This is a genomic window from [Erwinia] mediterraneensis (assembly GCF_900604315.1).
Classification (GTDB): domain Bacteria; phylum Pseudomonadota; class Gammaproteobacteria; order Enterobacterales; family Enterobacteriaceae; genus Pantoea; species Pantoea mediterraneensis_A.
In genome coordinates, this window is the sequence record NZ_LR026978.1 from 2,954,521 (window position 1) to 2,971,753 (window position 17,233).

Consider the following 17,233-nt stretch of genomic DNA (forward strand, 5'->3'; position numbering starts at 1 on the left):
TCTGCGGCAGAAGCAGCAGGATGGATGCTCTGCCCGCAGTGCGATCTGATGACCCGTCTGCCTGCGGTTCCCGCAGGCAGTAAAGCAAGCTGCCCGCGTTGCCACACCACCTTGCTGACGCACTGGCCTGAACCGCGCAGACGCCCGACGGGCTATGCGCTGGCCGCGCTGTTTATGCTGCTGCTGGCAAACCTGTTTCCCTTTATCGATATGCATGTTGCCGGCATCAGCAGCCAGACCTCGCTGATGCAAATCCCGCGCGTGATGGTGTCTGAAGATTATCGTAGCCTCGCCACGCTCTTTTTGCTGTTTGTGCAGGCGATCCCCGCCTTCTGTATGGTGAGCATTCTGCTGCTGGTTAATCCTGTTCCGCTACCGCACGGCGTGCGTCTGGGGCTGGCGCGCGTTCTGTTCCGGCTGCGCAACTGGGGCATGGCAGAGATCTTTATGGCCGGGGTGCTGGTCAGCATGGTGAAGCTCATCGCCTATGGCGATATCGGCCTGAAAACCAGCTTCTGGCCCTGGTGCCTGTTCTGCCTGCTGCAGCTACGCGCTTTTCAGTGCGTCGATCGCCGCTGGGTCTGGCAACGTATCGCGCCAGTGCCCGCGCTGACGCAGCGCGCGCAACCGGGCCTCAGCGGGCTGCAACAGGGGCTGCGCGCCTGTCCCTGCTGTACCGCGATTCTGCCGGCAGAACAGCGCCGCTGTCCGCGCTGTGGGGTGGTGGCCGCCGCGCGCCGTAAGCACAGCCTGCAATGGACGCTGGCGCTGCTGCTCACTTCGCTGATGCTCTATATTCCGGCCAACATCCTGCCCATCATGGTGACCGAGACGCTGGGTACGCAATACCCGTCGACAATCATGGCAGGCGTTATTCTGCTCTGGAGCGATGGCTCTTATCCGGTGGCGCTGGTGATTTTTATCGCCAGCATTATGGTGCCGTCACTCAAAATGCTGGCGATTGGCTGGCTGTGCTGGGATGCCAGCGGACGCGGTCGTGCTGACAGTGAAAAGATGCACCGCATTTATGAGGTGGTGGAGTTTGTCGGCCGCTGGTCCATGATCGATGTGTTTGTCATTGCCGTTTTGTCTGCGCTGGTACGTATGGGACATTTAATGAGTATTTATCCCGAACTGGGGGCGCTGCTGTTTGCGCTGGTGGTGATCCTGACCATGTTCGCCGCCATTACCTTTGATCCGCGCCTGACCTGGGATCGGATTCGAACCACTAGCCTTAAGGAGTCGCGCGTTGACGGAGAATAATCACGGCACCGCTAAAGTCGATCAGATAAAACGCTGGTCGCCGGTATGGATCGTACCTGTTGTCACTCTGCTGATTGGCGCATGGATTCTGTTTTACCATTACACCCATCAGGGACCGCAGGTTACTCTGATTACAGAGAACGCCGAGGGCATTGAGGCGGGTAAAACCACCATCAAAAGTCGCAGCGTTGATGTGGGGGTAATTGAGAGTGCGGTACTGACCGACGATCTGCACCACGTGGAGATCAAAGCGCGCCTGCATGAGGGAATGGAGAAACTGCTGCATGGTGATAGCGTCTTCTGGGTAGTGAAACCGCAAATCGGGCGCGAAGGGGTCACGGGGCTCGGCACCCTGCTGTCAGGCGCCTATATTGAGTTGCAGCCCGGCAGCAAAGGCGAACAGCCGGAAACGTATCCGCTGCTGGATGCGCCGCCGCTCGCGCCGCCCAATGCGAAAGGCATCCGTATTACCCTCGACAGTAAAAAAGCGGGGCAACTGAATCCGGGCGATCCGGTGTTGTTTCGCGGTTATCGTGTCGGCACGGTGGAAACCAGCGTTTTTGATACCGAGAAACGCATGATGACCTATCAGCTGTTTATTGCCGCGCCTTACGATCGGCTGGTGACCACCAATGTGCGTTTCTGGAAGGACAGCGGCATCGCCGTGGATATGTCTGCTTCCGGCATGCGGGTGGAGATGGGCTCGTTGACCACACTCTTCAGCGGCGGGGTCAGCTTTGACATCCCGGATGGCTGGGAGCGCGGCGAGGCGGCCATGAACAAAGCGGAATATCACTTATACGACGATCAGCGCAGCATTCAGGATTCGCTTTACACCCGCCATATTGATTTCCTGATGTTCTTTACCGATTCCATCCGCGGTCTGCAGCCCGGTGCGCCAGTAGAGTTTCGCGGCATTCGTCTCGGGACTGTCGCCGAGGCGCCTTTCCTGTTGCCGGAAACCAGCCAGGCGCTGAATCCCGACTACCGCGTGCCAGTGTTGATACGGATTGAGCCGGATCGTTTTGTCAGCCGTATCGGCGGCGATTTTGACCTTGAGCGGCATCTGCAGGAAGGTAAACAGCGTGGACTGCGCGCCACTCTGAAAACCGGCAACCTGCTTTCTGGTTCGCTCTATATTGATCTGGATTTCTATGAACATGAGCCGCCCTATAAGGGACTCGATAAGATCGCTGGTTATGAGATTATCCCGACCATCAGCGGAGGCCTGAGCCAGATTCAGCAGAAACTGATGACCGCGCTGGATAAAATCAACAACCTGCCGCTTAACCCGATGCTGAATGAAGCGACCGGTACCCTGAAAGAGAGCCAGCGTACGCTGCGTCAGCTGCAGAAAACCCTGGATAACCTGAACCAGATTACTGCCAGCCCGGCGATGAGAACTCTGCCGGAAGATATGCAGCAAACCCTGCGTGAGCTGAACCGCAGTATGAAAGGTTTGCAGCCAGGTTCGCCCGCTTATAACAAGCTGGTAGGAGATATGCAGCGTCTGGATCAGGTGTTACGTGAGTTGCAGCCGGTGCTGAAAACGCTCAACAACAAGAGCAACGCGCTGATATTTGAAGCTAAGCCGGGTCAGGATCCGCAGCCAAAGAGGGCTAAACCATGAAAAAATGGATAATTGCGCTGACAACGCTCGCGGTCAGTGCCTGTAGCAATACGGTTGAAACAACTACCTATCAGTTGCCGGCAGGCAGCGGCGCGCTGAGCATCAGTCACTCGCAGGGTGCCGGGCAACCGATGCTCTGGGTGCAGCAGGTAACGGTGCCGGACTATCTGGCGGGCAGCGGGGTGGTTTATCAGACCAGCGATGTGAAATATGTGATCGCAAGCCAGAATGTCTGGGCAAGCCCGCTGGATCAACAATTGCAGCAAACGCTGGTGACTAATCTGAGTCGGGCGCTGCCCGATCGCCTGGTTTCTGCGTCGCCACTGAACGAGCAGCATGACATTCTGACGGTCAACGTGACCGCTTTTCACGGCCGCTATGATGGTAAGGCGGTGATCAGCGGTGAGTGGGTATTGCAACATCAAGGAAAGCTAATCAAACAACCTTTTGATCTGGCGTTACCGCAGCAGGAAGATGGCTATGATGCGCTGGTCAGAACCCTGGCTGCAGGCTGGCAACAGCAGGCGCAGCAAATTGCGCAAATCCTCGCCAGACCAGATTAGGAATAGTTTGATTTTCCCGTTAAGCCCCTGATTTTTTGCAGCGGTACGGCAAACGAATCAGGGATTTTTTTATTGACGAATCAGCCAGATGCCGGCTTTTACACGCTTTTTTCTCTGCCCATGCCGCTCCTGGCGCGTTTACTTTTATTGCAATTGTATGAATTTTGCACATTGCTTTTTCCTTTCAAAGGCGGTAGAACATTAGTGTGGTTGAATATTATTTCGCCGCTCTTTTCTTTCCACCAGATTCCACCAGACCTGAAATGAGGGAAACGAGGTATGAAGAGACAAAAACGAGACCGCCTGGAACGAGCACATTCACGAGGCTACCAGGCCGGTATTTCGGGACGCTCTAAAGAGATGTGTCCGTATCAGTTAACCGACGCAAAATCTCACTGGTTGGGAGGCTGGCGACAAGCCATGGAGGACAGGTCGGTTATTGCTTAACCGAATGTCAGGAAAAGGATGAAAACCTCCGCTGTGTGCGGAGGTTTTCATATCAGGCGGCCATTTCCCGACACGCTTGCGCGCATTGCAGACAGGCACTGGAACAAGCCTGACAATGATCGTGCTCATGCTTACCACATTCTTCACCACATTTCTGACACACTTCCGCACATAACTGGCAGAGCGCTCTGGCGTTTTCGCTGTTCTGCGCCATGAACTGCGCCGCAAGACGGCAAATATTGGCACATTGTATATCCAGACGAATGCATTCACGCATCATGTCGATATTCTCTTCCTGCAGACAGGAAGCCGCACAATAGTCACAGGCGGCGGCACAACGATAACAGGCTTCAATACAGTTGCGGTATTGCTCAGTCATAGTCCCTCCAGGGGTTGTTAAGTGGCCCTTTAAGGCTAGAAGAGATCCCCCACGATGCAATCGGGAAAGCGATAAACCGGTGAAATCTCAGGGGAAGGGAAATGGCGATCACCTGCAGCTGCGGGTCAACGTCGTGGTGCATACAAAAAGGCGCCGGGAGTAACTCCTCAGCGCCTTTTTGCCTTCTTGCGTGCTGTAGAAAAAAAATCAGAACGCTGTGGTGTCCTTGAACAGACCCACTTTTAAATCGCTGGCGTTATAGATCAGGTTACCGTCGACAAAGACTTCACCATCTGCCACGCCCATGACCAGTTTACGGTTAATCACGCGTTTGAAATGAATGCGGTAGGTGACTTTTTTCGCGTCCGGCAGGACCTGACCGGTGAATTTCACTTCGCCCACGCCCAGCGCACGGCCCTTGCCTTCAGCGCCCAGCCAGCCCAGGTAAAAACCGACCAGCTGCCACATGGCATCCAGGCCCAGACAGCCCGGCATTACCGGATCGCCAATAAAATGGCAGCCGAAAAACCAAAGGTCGGGATGAATATCCAGCTCTGCTTCCACAAAGCCTTTATCATACTTTCCGCCGTCTTCGGTCATTTTGACCACGCGGTCCATCATCAACATATTGCCTGACGGGAGCGGTGGACCATTTTCACCAAACAGTTCGCCGCGACCTGAGGCAATCAGGTCTTCTTTGCTATAGGATTCGCGTTTATCTACCATGTTTTCAGTAAGCCTTATTTTAGTGAATCAATAATCTTAGCTAACAGTTGTAAGCTGAACAAATCCGATCAGCTGTGGTTAAACCAGTTTAGCCAACGGAGTGGCCAGGGCAACTGACGGGCCTCTTGCTCATTGAGCTGTGTGATACGTTCCTGAATAGTCCGTAACAGGCAGGGTCCCTCATCAGTTCGCCACGCAACGCCGGTCAGCAGCGGCAGCGCTTCATCAGCCCGTTCAATGGCCCAGATATGGAACTTGCCCTGCTTAACAGCCTCGGTGACTGCAGTATTCAGACTGAGATGACGTACATTGCAGGCCGGGATAATCACCCCTTGCTCGCCCGTCAGGCTACGCTCATCACAGATTTGGAAAAAGCCTTCGATTTTTTCATTCAGGCCGCCCACGGGCTGAACATTGCCGAACTGATCGACCGAGCCGGTAACCGCAATTTGCTGGTTAACGGGCTGGTTAGCGAGGGCGCTGATTAACACACACAGCTCGGCCAGCGAGGCGCTGTCGCCATCCACTTCGGAATAGGACTGCTCGAATACCACCGAGGCGGAGAAGGGGAGTTGTTGCTCCAGTTCCAGTTCCGCGATCAGGTAAGCCTGCATAATCATCATGCCTTTGGCATGGATGTTGCCGCCCAGCTCTGCTTTACGCTCTACATCGGTAAACTCACCGTCACCGGGATGCACAACACAGGTAATGCGTGAGGGCTCGCCCCACGGACGCGGATGGCCAGGAAATTCCACCACCGACAGGCCATTAATCTGGCCTACCACTTCCCCTTCGGTTTCGATCAGGGTTTGTTTGAGCAGAATTTCATCCAGCATCCGCTCGGCCAGATAATTTTCCCGCCAGCCGCGCGCCGCTAAAGCGTTGGTTAAGGCCTCTGCGTTGAGATGCTCGCCGTGCAATGAGGTTTCCTGAAGCTGACGCAGCAGCCAGCGCGGGCAGAGCGGCAGGGTCTCCTGATCGCCGCTATAGCGTACACCTTCGTGGATCAGCGCCGGCCAGAAGTCAGGATGTGGCGTCGCGAGGCCCGCGTCATGGGCAATCGCGGTGGTCCAGCGACACCAGTTAGCCATATCCTCTTCATCAAGCACCTGAATATTCTCTTCAAATTCAGTGTAGATGGCCATTTCGTGGATCTCGGGATCCAGCTCCTGGAATTCAGCCAGTGCATCGCGCTCGCCACAGAGCACCAGGCGTAACTGAAGCGGCAGGGAGGGGACAGAGATCGGCAACGGACGCGTTTCATCAGGAGAGAGCCAGTCAAAACGCCGGTTGATCAGGCACTGCTTCAGACGCATCCACATCACTGGCTGCATCAGTAAGGTGCGCAGGGAGAGAACCAGCGTGCCGCCATTGGCCTTATGCAGCAGTCCGGGCTCCAGCTGAATACGATTCTTATGCAGACGCACACAGCCAAACAGTTGCTCGAATTCAATCCATTCAGCGTAATGCACCGCGCCACTGCCGGTAAAAGGTCGGTTTTTATCGGCGGGTGGCAGCAGCGTGACGTTATCTGCCATAACATGGTATTCACCGCCATAAAGGGCGGTTGACGGGCCGGCAACGTGCTGCGCCGCCTGCGCGATACGCGCCAGGTAATCACTGTTTTCCTGACTGCGAACCAGCAGAAGGGGAAAGCCGAGCGTTTGATGATGCAAATGAGCCAGCGCATTCAGCAATCGGGGTTGAACCGACGCCAGGCTATCGTTATCGTCTTCAGACAGTTGAGAGAAAACGGACTGGTAACGCGTTATATCAGGCTGCAGGGCTTGCCACGTAAGTTGAGAGCTGGTCAATGTTATCGCATTTATCTGATTATGAGAAAAGCGAGATTATACAGTAATCAGCCTCGTTAAGCACTGTAGAGATCTCAACGATACTGTAACGCAGGCAAGATGTTTTTCCTTACTGCACCAGAGAAAAAAGCTGTTATTCTTAGCTTGTTACGTGATCACGATGAGATTCCGATGAAATACCAGCAACTCGAAAATCTTGAAAGCGGATGGAAATGGAAATACCTGGTGAAAAAACATCGGGAAGGTGAGTTGATCACGCGACATATTGAGCGCAGCGCTGCGCAGGAAGCGGTGAACGCGCTGCTGGCGATGGAGAATCATCCCGCCGACGTCAGCGAGTGGATAGCGCAACATATTAATCCCGATCTCTCCAACCGGCTGAAACAGACGATCCGCGCCCGGCGGAAACGCCATTTTAATGCTGAACACCAGCACACGCGTAAAAAGTCGATCGATCTGGAGTATCTGGTCTGGCAGCGGCTGGCCGGGCTGGCGCAGCGACGTAACAGTACGCTGTCAGAAACCATCGTGCAGTTAATTGAAGATGCGGAACGCAAAGAAAAATATGCCAGCCAGATGTCGACATTGAAACAGGACTTGCAAGCCATCCTGGGTAATGCGGATGGCGATAAGAAATAAACGCTGTGCAGCCTGTTGTTTCTCTGTATCACAGCCATAAAAAAACCCCGCCGCAGCGGGGTTTTTTATCCGTCATAACTTAAGCCTGAGGCTGAGTTACCACGTCTTTGATACCTTTCACGTCGATTTCAACACGACGATCCGGTGCCAGGCAGTCGATCAGGGCGTTACGGCCTTTCACGCTGTCACAGGTGTTGCCAGTAACCGGGTTGGATTCACCCATGCCACGTGCAGAAATTTTGTTAGCCGGGATACCTTTAGAAACGAGGTAGTCAACAACAGACTGTGCACGTTTCTCAGACAGGCCCTGGTTGTACTGGTCAGAACCGATACGGTCGGTGAAGCCCAGAACAACAACAGAACCATCTTTCGGATCCATAGAGCTCAGCTGGCTGTACAGCTGATCCAGCGCCTGCTGACCTTCCGGTTTCAGGGTCGATTTGTTGAAGTTGAACAGTACGTCAGACTTCAGAGTGAAACGCTTGGTTTCAACAACCGGAGCCGGAGCCGGCGCCGGTGCCGGAGCAGGCGCAGCTTCATCCTGGCCGAAGCGGTAAGACACACCCAGGCTCAGCATGGTGTTATCAGGACGGGTACCTACGGTGCCAGCGTCGCCGATGTTGTTCACCCACTGGTAGTCCAGACGGGCAGCCCAGTCACGGGTCAGCGCATATTCAACACCTACAGCAGCCAGCGGAGAAACGCCGGTGTCGTGGTCGCTGATGCGGGTACCGTTGTTGTTCTGCGTGGAGTCAGCACGCCATACCATGCCACCCAGACGGGTATACACGTCCAGGTCATCATAAATCGGGTAGCTCAGTTTCGCTGCCAGCTGAACGCCTTGTGCTTTCAGCGCACCGTTGACGTTGTTGCCTTTATAAGCCATACGGCCCAGCCAGTCATAACCCAGTTCGAAACCCAGGTAAGGATTAGCCTGATAGCCTACGAACGCACCAGCACCCAGCTGTTCGTCACGCGTCGGGCCATCGTTGCCAACGTAACCATTACCGTAGTAACCAGTATCGTGATACTGAGACCAGCCCAGTTTTGCACCGGTGTACCAGGTGTCATCTTTAGGAGCGGCCTGCGCTACGGTAGCGAAGCCAGCCAGTGCCACTGCAATTGCGATAGCTGTCTTTTTCATTTTGCGCCTCGTTATCATCCAAATAGGCAATGAGCAAAAACGTTGCTCTTGGTTGTAATCCTTCGCCGGGTCCAAACGCTCGCTTATGACTCTACCGAAAAAACGGAGGTTATTGAGCACCCTGGCGAGGTAAAGTCTACAACGAGATTGGAAACTTACAAGTATGATGTGATGTAGCGCAGCAAAAAAACAGCCGTTTATATGCACTTTTAAGCAAAGCGGCAGGGGAAAAATTAAAGATTAAAGCGCTGGATTTCCGCTAACCCCTTGTCAAAGCTGGAGGGAAAAGAATCAGTGGGTTAGCGGCAACGCAGGAAAAAAACGACCTGAGATAAATCTCAATTTTACTCAATGAAACAAAGTCGAGTGAATTTTCAGCTGATTTGCTGGTCGTGTGGTCAGATTAACGGAATCGGTCGCGCGCATAATCAACCCCAGCGCCTGACCTTCCGCCGCCGCCTTCTCCAGCTGACGACGTTCATCATCGTTCAGTTCATAGTGAATCCATGCCAGCACTACGCTGTAGTTACCGGTTCGTAATGCTTTGCTCATTGCATCCACCGTACTGTGACGATCAGAATGAGCGATATGCATACTTTTTTCCAGCGGCAGGCCTGATTGCACCAGCCACTGGCGATTTAACTTATGGGCCGGTGTCAGCCAGAGCTGCCAGCGTGATTGCAAACCCAGCTGCTGCAGCAGCGGCAAAAGCAGCATTTGCATCATACCCGGTTGTTGATCGCTATAGCTCAGTTCAGTGATCCATCCAGCGGATAAACGCGGGCTGGAAGGCGATGCATAATGGGCATGGGGGCCAGCTTTTTTCATAAGTTCAGTACGCATAGGGTTATCACTCAATGATGAACTGTATGAATATACAGTACTGACTTAATATCCAAAGATCAACCTCAATTTCTGAAAACGTCTCGCAATTTCTGCAGTAAAACCATGAGAATCGTATTTATTCATTGAACCTCTAACGTGTTTTTTCTATCTTTTAACCGGCTGATTTTTCAGAGTTTTGGTTAATTTTTATGACAGGGAGGTGATGGCATGAAAAAGGCGCATCAGGTCATTGAACAGTCCAGGCAGCAGTTATCTGCGCTGGGCAAGATAGAGTCACGTACGCAATTTGGCGGCTATGCGCTTTCAGTAGAGAAGGTGGTGTTTGCACTGGTCAATGAAGGCGAGCTCTATCTGCGTGCCAGTGAGGCGTTGCGCAGCTACGGGGCTAATCGCAGGCTGGTACCGCTGGTATCACGCAAGCGCGGCATGCCGGTGATGCTGGATTATTACAAAGTGGATGAAAGTCTGTGGCAAAACCCGGACCGTTTACTGGCATTGTCCCGGGCGTCGTTGCAGGAGGCACGCGCCAGTCGCGAGGCGAAAACGCGTTCTCTGCGGCTCAAAGATCTCCCCAATCTGAGTTTGCGTATGGAGATGATGTTACGACAGGTAGGGATCTGTACCGTTAAGCACCTGCACGAAGTCGGGGCCCGGCAGAGCTGGCTGAAGCTGAAAGCGCTGAATAAACATCTGGGGCTAAAAACGCTGTTTGCGCTGCAGGGTGCCATATCAGGCCAGCATCAGGCCGCCTTGCCGCAAGCGATCAAGGCGGAACTGAGTGAATGGTATCAGCAGACCATCGGGCAACAGACACCCCAGGAGCCGCTACAGCGCTAGGCGTCGGACAAGGTTTTCTGCAGGCGGGCAATCTCCGGTAGCAGACCAATCAGCAGCCCTGTCTGCTGCAGCACTAACGGAGCCCGGGTTTCAGGATCAACGTCAGTCTGACTGATGCGGCTGGCCAGCGCTTGCCGCATCGTTTCGGCCTGTTCCTCATCAATGTGCGCCTGCAACACATCTTCAGCATAACGAATCACATCAATCAGCAACGCCAGCAGATCCTGCTGAGTTAATCGCTCGCGATGCGCGCCCAACGCAGAGATATAGCTGAGGAAGGAGTGATTCAGGCAAAGTAAACGGAAGGCCGCCTCGCGCAACCCCTGCCGGGTATGGGGTTCACTGCTCATGTTGGACACCACCGTCGCCAGCTCCGAATCGGCATTATGCGCGTCACGTCGGGCAATACGGTAGGCCAGGCGGTTATCTTTGCCCTGATGATATTGTTCCAGCACGGCATCCAGATAGCGGCAGTTCGCCTTCAGCGCCCGATCGGCAACCACCGACAAACGACGAAAACGCCAGTCAGGCCAGATAAAGGCCACGGCCAGCCAGGCCAGAGCGCAGCCGATCAACGTATCCACAATACGCGGCAAGGCTACCTCAAAACCTTCACCAAGAAGGTTAAAACAGAGCAGGACCAGCAGGGTAATAAACAGCGTAGCCTGAGCATACTGTATCTGGCGAAACGCAAAGAACAGCACGCCAGTCAGGACGATCAGTATCAGCTGGCCTTCATAGGAGGGCACCAGCCAGAGTACCGGCAGCCCGATGGCGACACCGGCCAGGGTGCCGATGATACGCAACGCCAGCCGTCGGCGCGTGGCGTTATAGTTTGGCTGACACACAAACAGACAGGTCAGCAGGATCCAGTAACCGCGTTCCAGGCCAGCCAGCTGAATTAAGGCATAGCCGATACAAAGTACGATAGTCATTCGCGCCGCATGGCGGAACAGCGACGACGAGGGCGAAAGATGACGGCTTAACCGCAGTCGGACATCGCTCCAGCCTGTCAGTCCTTCCCGGGAAAGCAGGGTATCGCTTTGTGGCGAGGTGACGCTCAGGGCCTGTTCTGATTCAATCGAGGCGAGTTGCCCATCTATGGCGCGTAAATTACGCAGCAGCCAGAAGAGGGCGCGTATATTGGCTTCTTCTGGAGCGGCCTGCTGCAAACGTTCCAGCGCGGTCTGCAGATGGGTGAACGCGCGCTCGAAACGGGCATCGTGATGCCAGGGTTCTCCCAGCAGAATCGATTGGGCCAGCTCACGACAGGCGCTGGCCTGCATATTTAACAGCCGCTCAAAGCGAAACAGCACTTCGTTATAGCGCCAGTCATCACGCAATAGCTGATACTGCAGATGCGAGGAGCTGGCACGTTCATGGATATCCTGCGCGACAAAATAGTAGTGCAGGCTGCGGCGCGTGCTGCGTGAGCCCCGATCGCCACGCAACCGGCTCTGGATGGTGGTTTTCGTCAGGTTCAGCTGCGCCACTAACAGGCCGTTAGCCATTGCCGTTTCAATCAGCGCGGCATCGTCCTGCTTCCCGGCATCGGGATCAAACAGATTCGCTTTGGCATCCAGATAACGGGCAAGCTGAGAGAAACTGCCTGCCAGCTGCTCCTGTACCGGACGCACCGGAAATATAAAGTGGCCGATCAGGGTCAACAGGTTATACCAGAGCGCGCCGATCAACAGCAGTATGGGTTGCAGATACCACTGGCTGAACAGGGTGACTCCCAGCATGGTGTAGACGGCGATCAACAGGGCGCCAAAAGCGATAGTGGCGTAGCGCTGTCCCAGCGCGCCCAGCAGGATAAAGCCCCAGGTGGAGAGAGCCAGTCCCAGCATAAACCACACGGGATAGGGGAACAGCAGTTCCACCGAGACCGATGCAATGCAGAAGCAGAACAGGGTAATCAGCAAATTGCGTAACCGTCCTGTCCAGCGGTCATCAAGATCGGCCAGCGCGGCGGCAACGACCCCGAGGGTTAACGGAATAGTCCAGGTGATCTGACCTAAAAACCAGGGCACAGCAGTACAGCCGGTTAGTGCAAAGAAAATACGCAGTAAATAGCGCCATGCACTGTTAAACAGGTAACGGCGCCAACCCGGTAAGGCATTACTCATCATGGCGTGGCCTCAATAATGGCGACGGACGTTAGCTTCACGCGCGGCACGCGCCTCTTCAACTGACACCACTCGACGTCCTACTGGCCAGAGGGCAATGGCCGCGATTTTAAAGTTAGCAATGCCCACCGGAATGCCGATCAGCGATAAACACTGCACAATCCCGGCAGAAATATGCGCCAGGCAGAGCCACCAGCCAAAAAAGATAAGCCAGAACAGGTTCAGCAGCGTACCACCGGCGTTCATTACCGCATTTTTTCCTTCGGGGCGCAGTAGATCGACATGCACGGCTTCATTGCCAAATGGCAGCAGCGAAAGTTTAGTGATCTCCCAGCAGGAGCGGGTCAGCGGCAGCGTAAAAATCAGCACGATGCTCATCAGCGTGGCAAACAGCCAGCTCAGCGTCGTAAAAAAGCCACCGAGGACAAAGTTAAGAATGTTTAAGACCGTGCGCATAAAGATCTTTTCCTTTTGCATTCCGCAAGATGTGTCGCCTAGTGTAGCTTGTTTTAAGGCTGGAGTGCCAAAGGTCTGACGGGTAAACTGACCTTAATTCTACTTCCCTGGTGATGGCTCGCGTTCATGGAACTCAAAGCAACCTCAATGGGCAAACGTCTTGCTCAACATCCTTATCATCGTGTGCGTCTGCTGGCTGCTGGCGTTGAGGTCAGCGGGGATAAACATGAATATCTCATCCCTTTTAACCAACTGCTGGATATCGCCTGTAAGCGCGGCGTGGTCTGGGGGGAACTGGAGTTCACCCTGCCGGCGGAAAAAGTGGTGCGCCTGCACGGCACGGAATGGCAGGAAACCCAGCGTTTTTATCATTATCTGCAGCAGGCCTGGCAACAGTGGAGTCAGGAGATGAGCGAGGTCTGCAGCGAGGTATTAACCAGCGTGGTGACGCGCATTCAGGCCTTCGAACAGCAGGATCGCTGGTTAAGACGCAGCGAACTGCGGGCGATCACTGAGATGATCCATCAACAGTTTGACGCCTTACCGCTGCCGCTTGCGAGGATAGCCTCTTTTGAGAACTGCCGTGCCAGCTGGCAGACCTGCCAGTACTGGCTGGAGCAGGGCGAAGCCGCGCTGCGTGAGCGCAATCGTCGCTGGACGGATAATATGCTGACACAATATCACGACTTTTTTGCCCGCGTTGAGTCAACGCCACTGAACCGGGCGCAAAGCGAAGCGGTGGTTAACGGCGAAGAGTCGCTGCTGTTGTTGGCCGGTGCCGGCAGTGGCAAAACCTCCGTACTGGTGGCCCGGGCGGGCTGGCTGATGACACGTAAGCTGGCGGCGCCGGAACAGATACTGCTGCTGGCGTTTGGTCGCCAGGCGGCGGAAGAGATGAACGATCGCATCCGGACGCGGCTGGGCGACTGCGCGATTCAGGCGAGAACCTTTCACGCGCTGGCGCTGCATATCATTCGTGAAGGCAGCAGCAAGCAGCCAGCGATCAGCAAGCTGGAGAGCGATGCGGAGGCGCGGCGCACGCTGCTGATCGACACCTGGCGGCAGCAGTGCAGCGAGAAAAAAGCGCAGGCGAACGGCTGGCGGCAGTGGCTGCGTGATGAACTGCAGTGGACGGTGCCGGAAGGCGCTTTCTGGCAGGATCAGGCGCTGGCGCAACGTCTGGCGAGCCGTCTTGAACGCTGGCTGGGCCTGATGCGCATGCATGGCGGCGCCCAGGCCGCAATGATTGCCGACGTGCCGGATGAGGTGCGTGATCTCTTCAGTAAACGTATCAGGTTGATGGCACCGCTGCTGAAAGCCTGGAAAAACGCATTAAAAGAGGAGGGGGCGGTCGATTTTTCCGGCCTGATCCATCAGGCGATTAACATTCTGGAAAAAGGGCGTTTTATCAGTCCCTGGAAACAGATTCTGGTGGATGAGTTCCAGGACATTTCCCCGCAGCGGGCTGCGTTGCTGCAGGCACTGCGTCAGCAAAACAAGCAGACGGCGCTTTTTGCGGTGGGCGATGACTGGCAGGCGATCTATCGCTTCAGCGGTGCCGAGATGACGCTCACCACCGCCTTTCATCACTACTTTGGTGAAGGCGACCGCTGCGTGCTGGATACCACCTACCGGTTTAACGATCGTATTGGGGAGATAGCTAACCGCTTTATTCAGCAGAATCCCCATCAGCTACGTAAGCCGCTGAACAGCGTGACGAAAGGAACAAAAAAAGCGATTGCGCTGCTGCCGCAGGAGCAGCTTGAACCTTTGTTAAATAAGCTCAGCGGCTACGCCAGACCGGATGAGCGCGTGTTACTGTTGGCCCGCTATCACTATTTGCGGCCGGCGATCATGGAGAAAGCCCGGACCAAATGGCCGAAGCTCCAGCTGGACTTTATGACCATTCATGCCAGCAAAGGACAACAGGCTGATTTCGTGATTTTGCTGGGCTTACAGCAGGGGGATGAGGGCTTTCCGGCGGCGACGCGCGAATCCATTATCGAACAGGGATTGTTGCCGCAACCGGAAGATTTTCCGCACGCTGAGGAGCGGCGACTGGCTTATGTGGCGCTGACGCGGGCGCGTCAGCAGGTCTGGCTGCTTTACGACCGTGAACAGCCCTCTGATTTTGTCGATGATTTCCGCGACCTGGGCGTTCCGCTGCTGCGTAAAGCCTGAGGTCAGACTATTTCAGACGTTCCGCCAGGTAGCGCTGATAATCGGGGATGCTGATATCCAGCGCCCGGGAAAACATCGGTGACTGGATGATAAAATCGGCGGTAGCACGATTGGTGGCCACCGGAATGTTCCAGACGGTGGCCAGGCGCAACAGGGCTTTCACATCGGGATCGTGCGGAACGGCATTGAGGGGATCCCAGAAGAAGATCAGGACGTCGATTTTACCTTCCGAAATCATGGCGCCGACCTGCTGATCTCCGCCCATCGGACCGCTCAGCATCGCTTTGACTTCCAGACCGGTGCTGCGATTAATCAGATTGCCGGTGGTGCCTGTGGCATACAGTACATGCTGAATGAGCGCTGGCTGATTAAGGCTGACCCACTCCAGCAATGCCGCTTTACAGTGATCGTGGGCGACAAGTGCGATATGTTTTTGTTCGCCAAGGGTGCGGAGGGTTTGATCCATAACGTCGTCCTGAATAAAAAATGAAAGTTATCTGGATAGAGTTGTAGCGGACGAGTTTACCCCTGTCGTTTACTTTTCATCAACTTGTGCGTAACGTTTTTACCCAGGCGAGAAAACGCTGGCGGGTCGCTTCATCCAGACGATGGAACCACATCTGCAGCGAAGCCAGCTCGCTGCTCTGTGCCCAGTCCAGATCGGCAGCTAAGCGGGTATCAGGGGCGGCAGTAATGTTTTTTGCAAAACGCGGCACGGAAGCGATTTTCCCGGTGCGGTTGTAGCGTTCCATTGCCCGTTCATAATCCCCCTGCAGGTCGTTATAGAGTCGATCGCGTTTACTGCGGATCTCTTTCCCGTCGCCATCGACCACCTGAAACGCGAATTCACGATCGAAATGCAGGCGCTCACGGCGGTTTTCCAGCGCCGGAAGGCGAATACGGATCGATTTTGCTTCGGCAGTAAAGGTGACGATCAACGGCACGGAACGGTAATCTGGTGTCGGGCGCTGCTGATTTTCGCGTACCTTTTCCACCCGGAACAGAAACTGATGCTCTCCGCGCTCGAGTTCAAGGCTGTCTGCGCCTTTCAGTAGCGAGCCGGAAATTTTACGCCCATCCAGCACCAGCAGCTCGATCTCGGGATCAAGCTTTAACGTAATGGCGTGACAGGGTGCTGTTACGAGTAAAGTGAATAAACACGTAGCAGCCAGTGACAGCTTCATTTCATCTCCCGGGAAGAGGGCGTCAGAGAACAGGTGAATGTATCAAATTCTTACATTATGGCAGCGCATTTACATTTTAACATATCTGTTCGTGCATTAGCGCAAAGTTTTCTGCACAGGTAGTTTCATACCTGTGCGCCTGATCATCTACACTGAGGCGAATGTAAGAAGGAGCCAATAATGAACGATCAACTGATTCGTGATGTGCTGACCTCCACCAAACGCATCGCGCTGGTAGGTGCCAGCGATCGACCCGAACGTCCCAGCTATGGGGTGATGAAATATCTGCTCGGTCAGGGGTATGAAGTGATCCCGGTCAGTCCGAAACTGGCGGGGAAAAGCTTGCTGGGGCAGACCGCGTACGCCAGCCTGGCGGATATTCCGGGCCAGGTCGATATGGTGGACGTTTTCCGTCATTCCGAAGCTGCGTGGGGGGTAGCGCAAGAGGCGATTGCCATCGGGGCAAAAACGCTCTGGCTGCAATCGGGCGTGGTAAATGAACAGGCCGCGGTACTGGCCCGGGATGCGGGCATGACGGTCATTATGGATCGCTGCCCAAAAATGGAGATACCGCGACTGGGATTAACAAAGCCGCAGGCGTAACGCGCGCGGACACTTCTGCTACTGGTGGTTAGTGGCGCAGACGGGGCGCCTGAAGCTGTTGACGGATTGAAGCAGCGAGCTCATCCATCGAGGGTTGCTCGGGGTGCTCCCTGTTGATTTCTCCCGCCAGTTGCACTTCCGCCACATAGGTGTGAACAGGCTCACCGGTTTCATCTTCCATCACGACATGGTACCAGGGCGTGGTACGTAACGCTTCGGTACCACCAACCTCTTCCAGTTTCGGCGTATCGAGTGAATACTCGGGATCGACGTCAATTATCACACCCAACACGCCAGAAAGTTTATGCCTTACCTGCTGACCAATTCCAAATTTACTGGCAATCATAGTGACCTCCGAAAAGAACTGCCCTGTCTCCTGTATGGGGGCAAGG

17 protein-coding genes and 1 pseudogene are annotated in these 17,233 nt (G+C 54.7%); 8 read left to right on the forward strand and 10 right to left on the reverse strand.

Features of this window, described 5'->3' with window-relative positions; genetic code table 11:
• Positions 1-24: 24 nt before the first annotated feature.
• The 4 genes from pqiA to rmf all read left to right on the forward strand — a co-directional run bounded on the left by pqiA (position 25) and on the right by rmf (position 3,903).
• Complete coding sequence (gene pqiA, locus E0E17_RS13825; protein WP_237680830.1) at positions 25-1,263, forward strand: membrane integrity-associated transporter subunit PqiA; 1,239 nt, start codon at positions 25-27, stop codon at positions 1,261-1,263.
• A complete protein-coding gene (pqiB, locus tag E0E17_RS13830) occupies positions 1,250-2,893 on the forward strand; it encodes an intermembrane transport protein PqiB (protein ID WP_130834614.1) in 1,644 nt (547 codons plus the stop codon). The genes pqiA and pqiB overlap by 14 nt, the downstream gene beginning before the upstream one ends.
• The gene (gene pqiC, locus E0E17_RS13835) at positions 2,890-3,456 is read left to right on the forward strand and encodes a membrane integrity-associated transporter subunit PqiC (protein ID WP_130834615.1); all 567 of its coding nucleotides are present in this window, start codon (positions 2,890-2,892) and stop codon (positions 3,454-3,456) included. The genes pqiB and pqiC overlap by 4 nt, the downstream gene beginning before the upstream one ends.
• A gap of 279 nt (positions 3,457-3,735) precedes the next feature.
• Positions 3,736-3,903: a ribosome modulation factor gene (gene rmf, locus E0E17_RS13840; RefSeq protein WP_130834616.1), complete on the forward strand. Its 168-nt coding sequence runs from the start codon at positions 3,736-3,738 to the stop codon at positions 3,901-3,903.
• 52 nt (positions 3,904-3,955) lie between these two features.
• Here the strand turns inward: rmf and E0E17_RS13845 are convergent, their stop codons facing one another.
• The 3 genes and pseudogenes from E0E17_RS13845 to E0E17_RS13855 form a co-directional block, all read right to left on the reverse strand.
• Positions 3,956-4,282 (reverse strand): four-helix bundle copper-binding protein, encoded by a 327-nt coding sequence (locus E0E17_RS13845; RefSeq protein WP_130834617.1) that lies wholly within the window; start codon positions 4,280-4,282, stop codon positions 3,956-3,958.
• Between the two features lie 207 nt (positions 4,283-4,489).
• On the reverse strand, positions 4,490-5,008 hold the full coding sequence (gene fabA, locus E0E17_RS13850) for a bifunctional 3-hydroxydecanoyl-ACP dehydratase/trans-2-decenoyl-ACP isomerase (RefSeq protein ID WP_130834618.1): 519 nt from the start codon (positions 5,006-5,008) through the stop codon (positions 4,490-4,492).
• A gap of 68 nt (positions 5,009-5,076) precedes the next feature.
• A pseudogene (locus E0E17_RS13855) lies at positions 5,077-6,886 on the reverse strand (AAA family ATPase).
• 107 nt (positions 6,887-6,993) lie between these two features.
• Between E0E17_RS13855 and matP the strand changes: the two are divergent.
• Complete coding sequence (gene matP / locus E0E17_RS13860; protein WP_165446229.1) at positions 6,994-7,461, forward strand: macrodomain Ter protein MatP; 468 nt, start codon at positions 6,994-6,996, stop codon at positions 7,459-7,461.
• Between the two features lie 79 nt (positions 7,462-7,540).
• On the opposite strand, the gene ompA is transcribed toward matP, so the two are convergent.
• Both ompA and sulA read right to left on the reverse strand, forming a co-directional pair.
• Positions 7,541-8,605, reverse strand: coding sequence for a porin OmpA (gene ompA / locus E0E17_RS13865; protein WP_130834621.1), 1,065 nt, complete (start codon positions 8,603-8,605; stop codon positions 7,541-7,543).
• 348 nt (positions 8,606-8,953) lie between these two features.
• Positions 8,954-9,448 carry an SOS-induced cell division inhibitor SulA gene (sulA, locus tag E0E17_RS13870; RefSeq protein ID WP_130834622.1) on the reverse strand — a complete coding sequence of 165 codons (495 nt, stop codon included), beginning with the start codon at positions 9,446-9,448 and terminating at the stop codon, positions 8,954-8,956.
• 210 nt (positions 9,449-9,658) lie between these two features.
• Here sulA and E0E17_RS13875 point away from each other — a divergent pair, with 210 nt between their 5' ends.
• A complete protein-coding gene (locus tag E0E17_RS13875; RefSeq protein ID WP_130834623.1) occupies positions 9,659-10,288 on the forward strand; it encodes a TfoX/Sxy family DNA transformation protein in 630 nt (209 codons plus the stop codon).
• Here E0E17_RS13875 and yccS read toward each other — a convergent pair.
• Both yccS and E0E17_RS13885 read right to left on the reverse strand, forming a co-directional pair.
• Positions 10,285-12,420, reverse strand: a complete 2,136-nt coding sequence (gene yccS / locus E0E17_RS13880) for a YccS family putative transporter (RefSeq protein WP_130834624.1) — start codon at positions 12,418-12,420, stop codon at positions 10,285-10,287. The genes E0E17_RS13875 and yccS overlap by 4 nt on opposite strands.
• A gap of 9 nt (positions 12,421-12,429) precedes the next feature.
• A complete protein-coding gene (locus tag E0E17_RS13885; RefSeq protein WP_130834625.1) occupies positions 12,430-12,873 on the reverse strand; it encodes a YccF domain-containing protein in 444 nt (147 codons plus the stop codon).
• A 126-nt stretch (positions 12,874-12,999) separates the two neighbouring features.
• On the opposite strand from E0E17_RS13885, the gene helD reads away from it, so the two are divergent.
• Positions 13,000-15,054 (forward strand): DNA helicase IV, encoded by a 2,055-nt coding sequence (gene helD, locus E0E17_RS13890; protein WP_130834626.1) that lies wholly within the window; start codon positions 13,000-13,002, stop codon positions 15,052-15,054.
• A 7-nt stretch (positions 15,055-15,061) separates the two neighbouring features.
• Here the strand turns inward: helD and E0E17_RS13895 are convergent, their stop codons facing one another.
• Complete coding sequence (locus E0E17_RS13895; RefSeq protein ID WP_130834627.1) at positions 15,062-15,520, reverse strand: methylglyoxal synthase; 459 nt, start codon at positions 15,518-15,520, stop codon at positions 15,062-15,064.
• 79 nt (positions 15,521-15,599) lie between these two features.
• Complete coding sequence (locus tag E0E17_RS13900) at positions 15,600-16,238, reverse strand: DUF2057 family protein (RefSeq protein WP_130834628.1); 639 nt, start codon at positions 16,236-16,238, stop codon at positions 15,600-15,602.
• Positions 16,239-16,418: 180 nt separating this feature from the next.
• Here E0E17_RS13900 and E0E17_RS13905 point away from each other — a divergent pair, with 180 nt between their 5' ends.
• Complete coding sequence (locus E0E17_RS13905; protein WP_165446230.1) at positions 16,419-16,841, forward strand: CoA-binding protein; 423 nt, start codon at positions 16,419-16,421, stop codon at positions 16,839-16,841.
• A 28-nt stretch (positions 16,842-16,869) separates the two neighbouring features.
• On the opposite strand, the gene hspQ is transcribed toward E0E17_RS13905, so the two are convergent.
• Complete coding sequence (gene hspQ / locus E0E17_RS13910; protein WP_130834630.1) at positions 16,870-17,187, reverse strand: heat shock protein HspQ; 318 nt, start codon at positions 17,185-17,187, stop codon at positions 16,870-16,872.
• Positions 17,188-17,233: the final 46 nt, after the last annotated feature.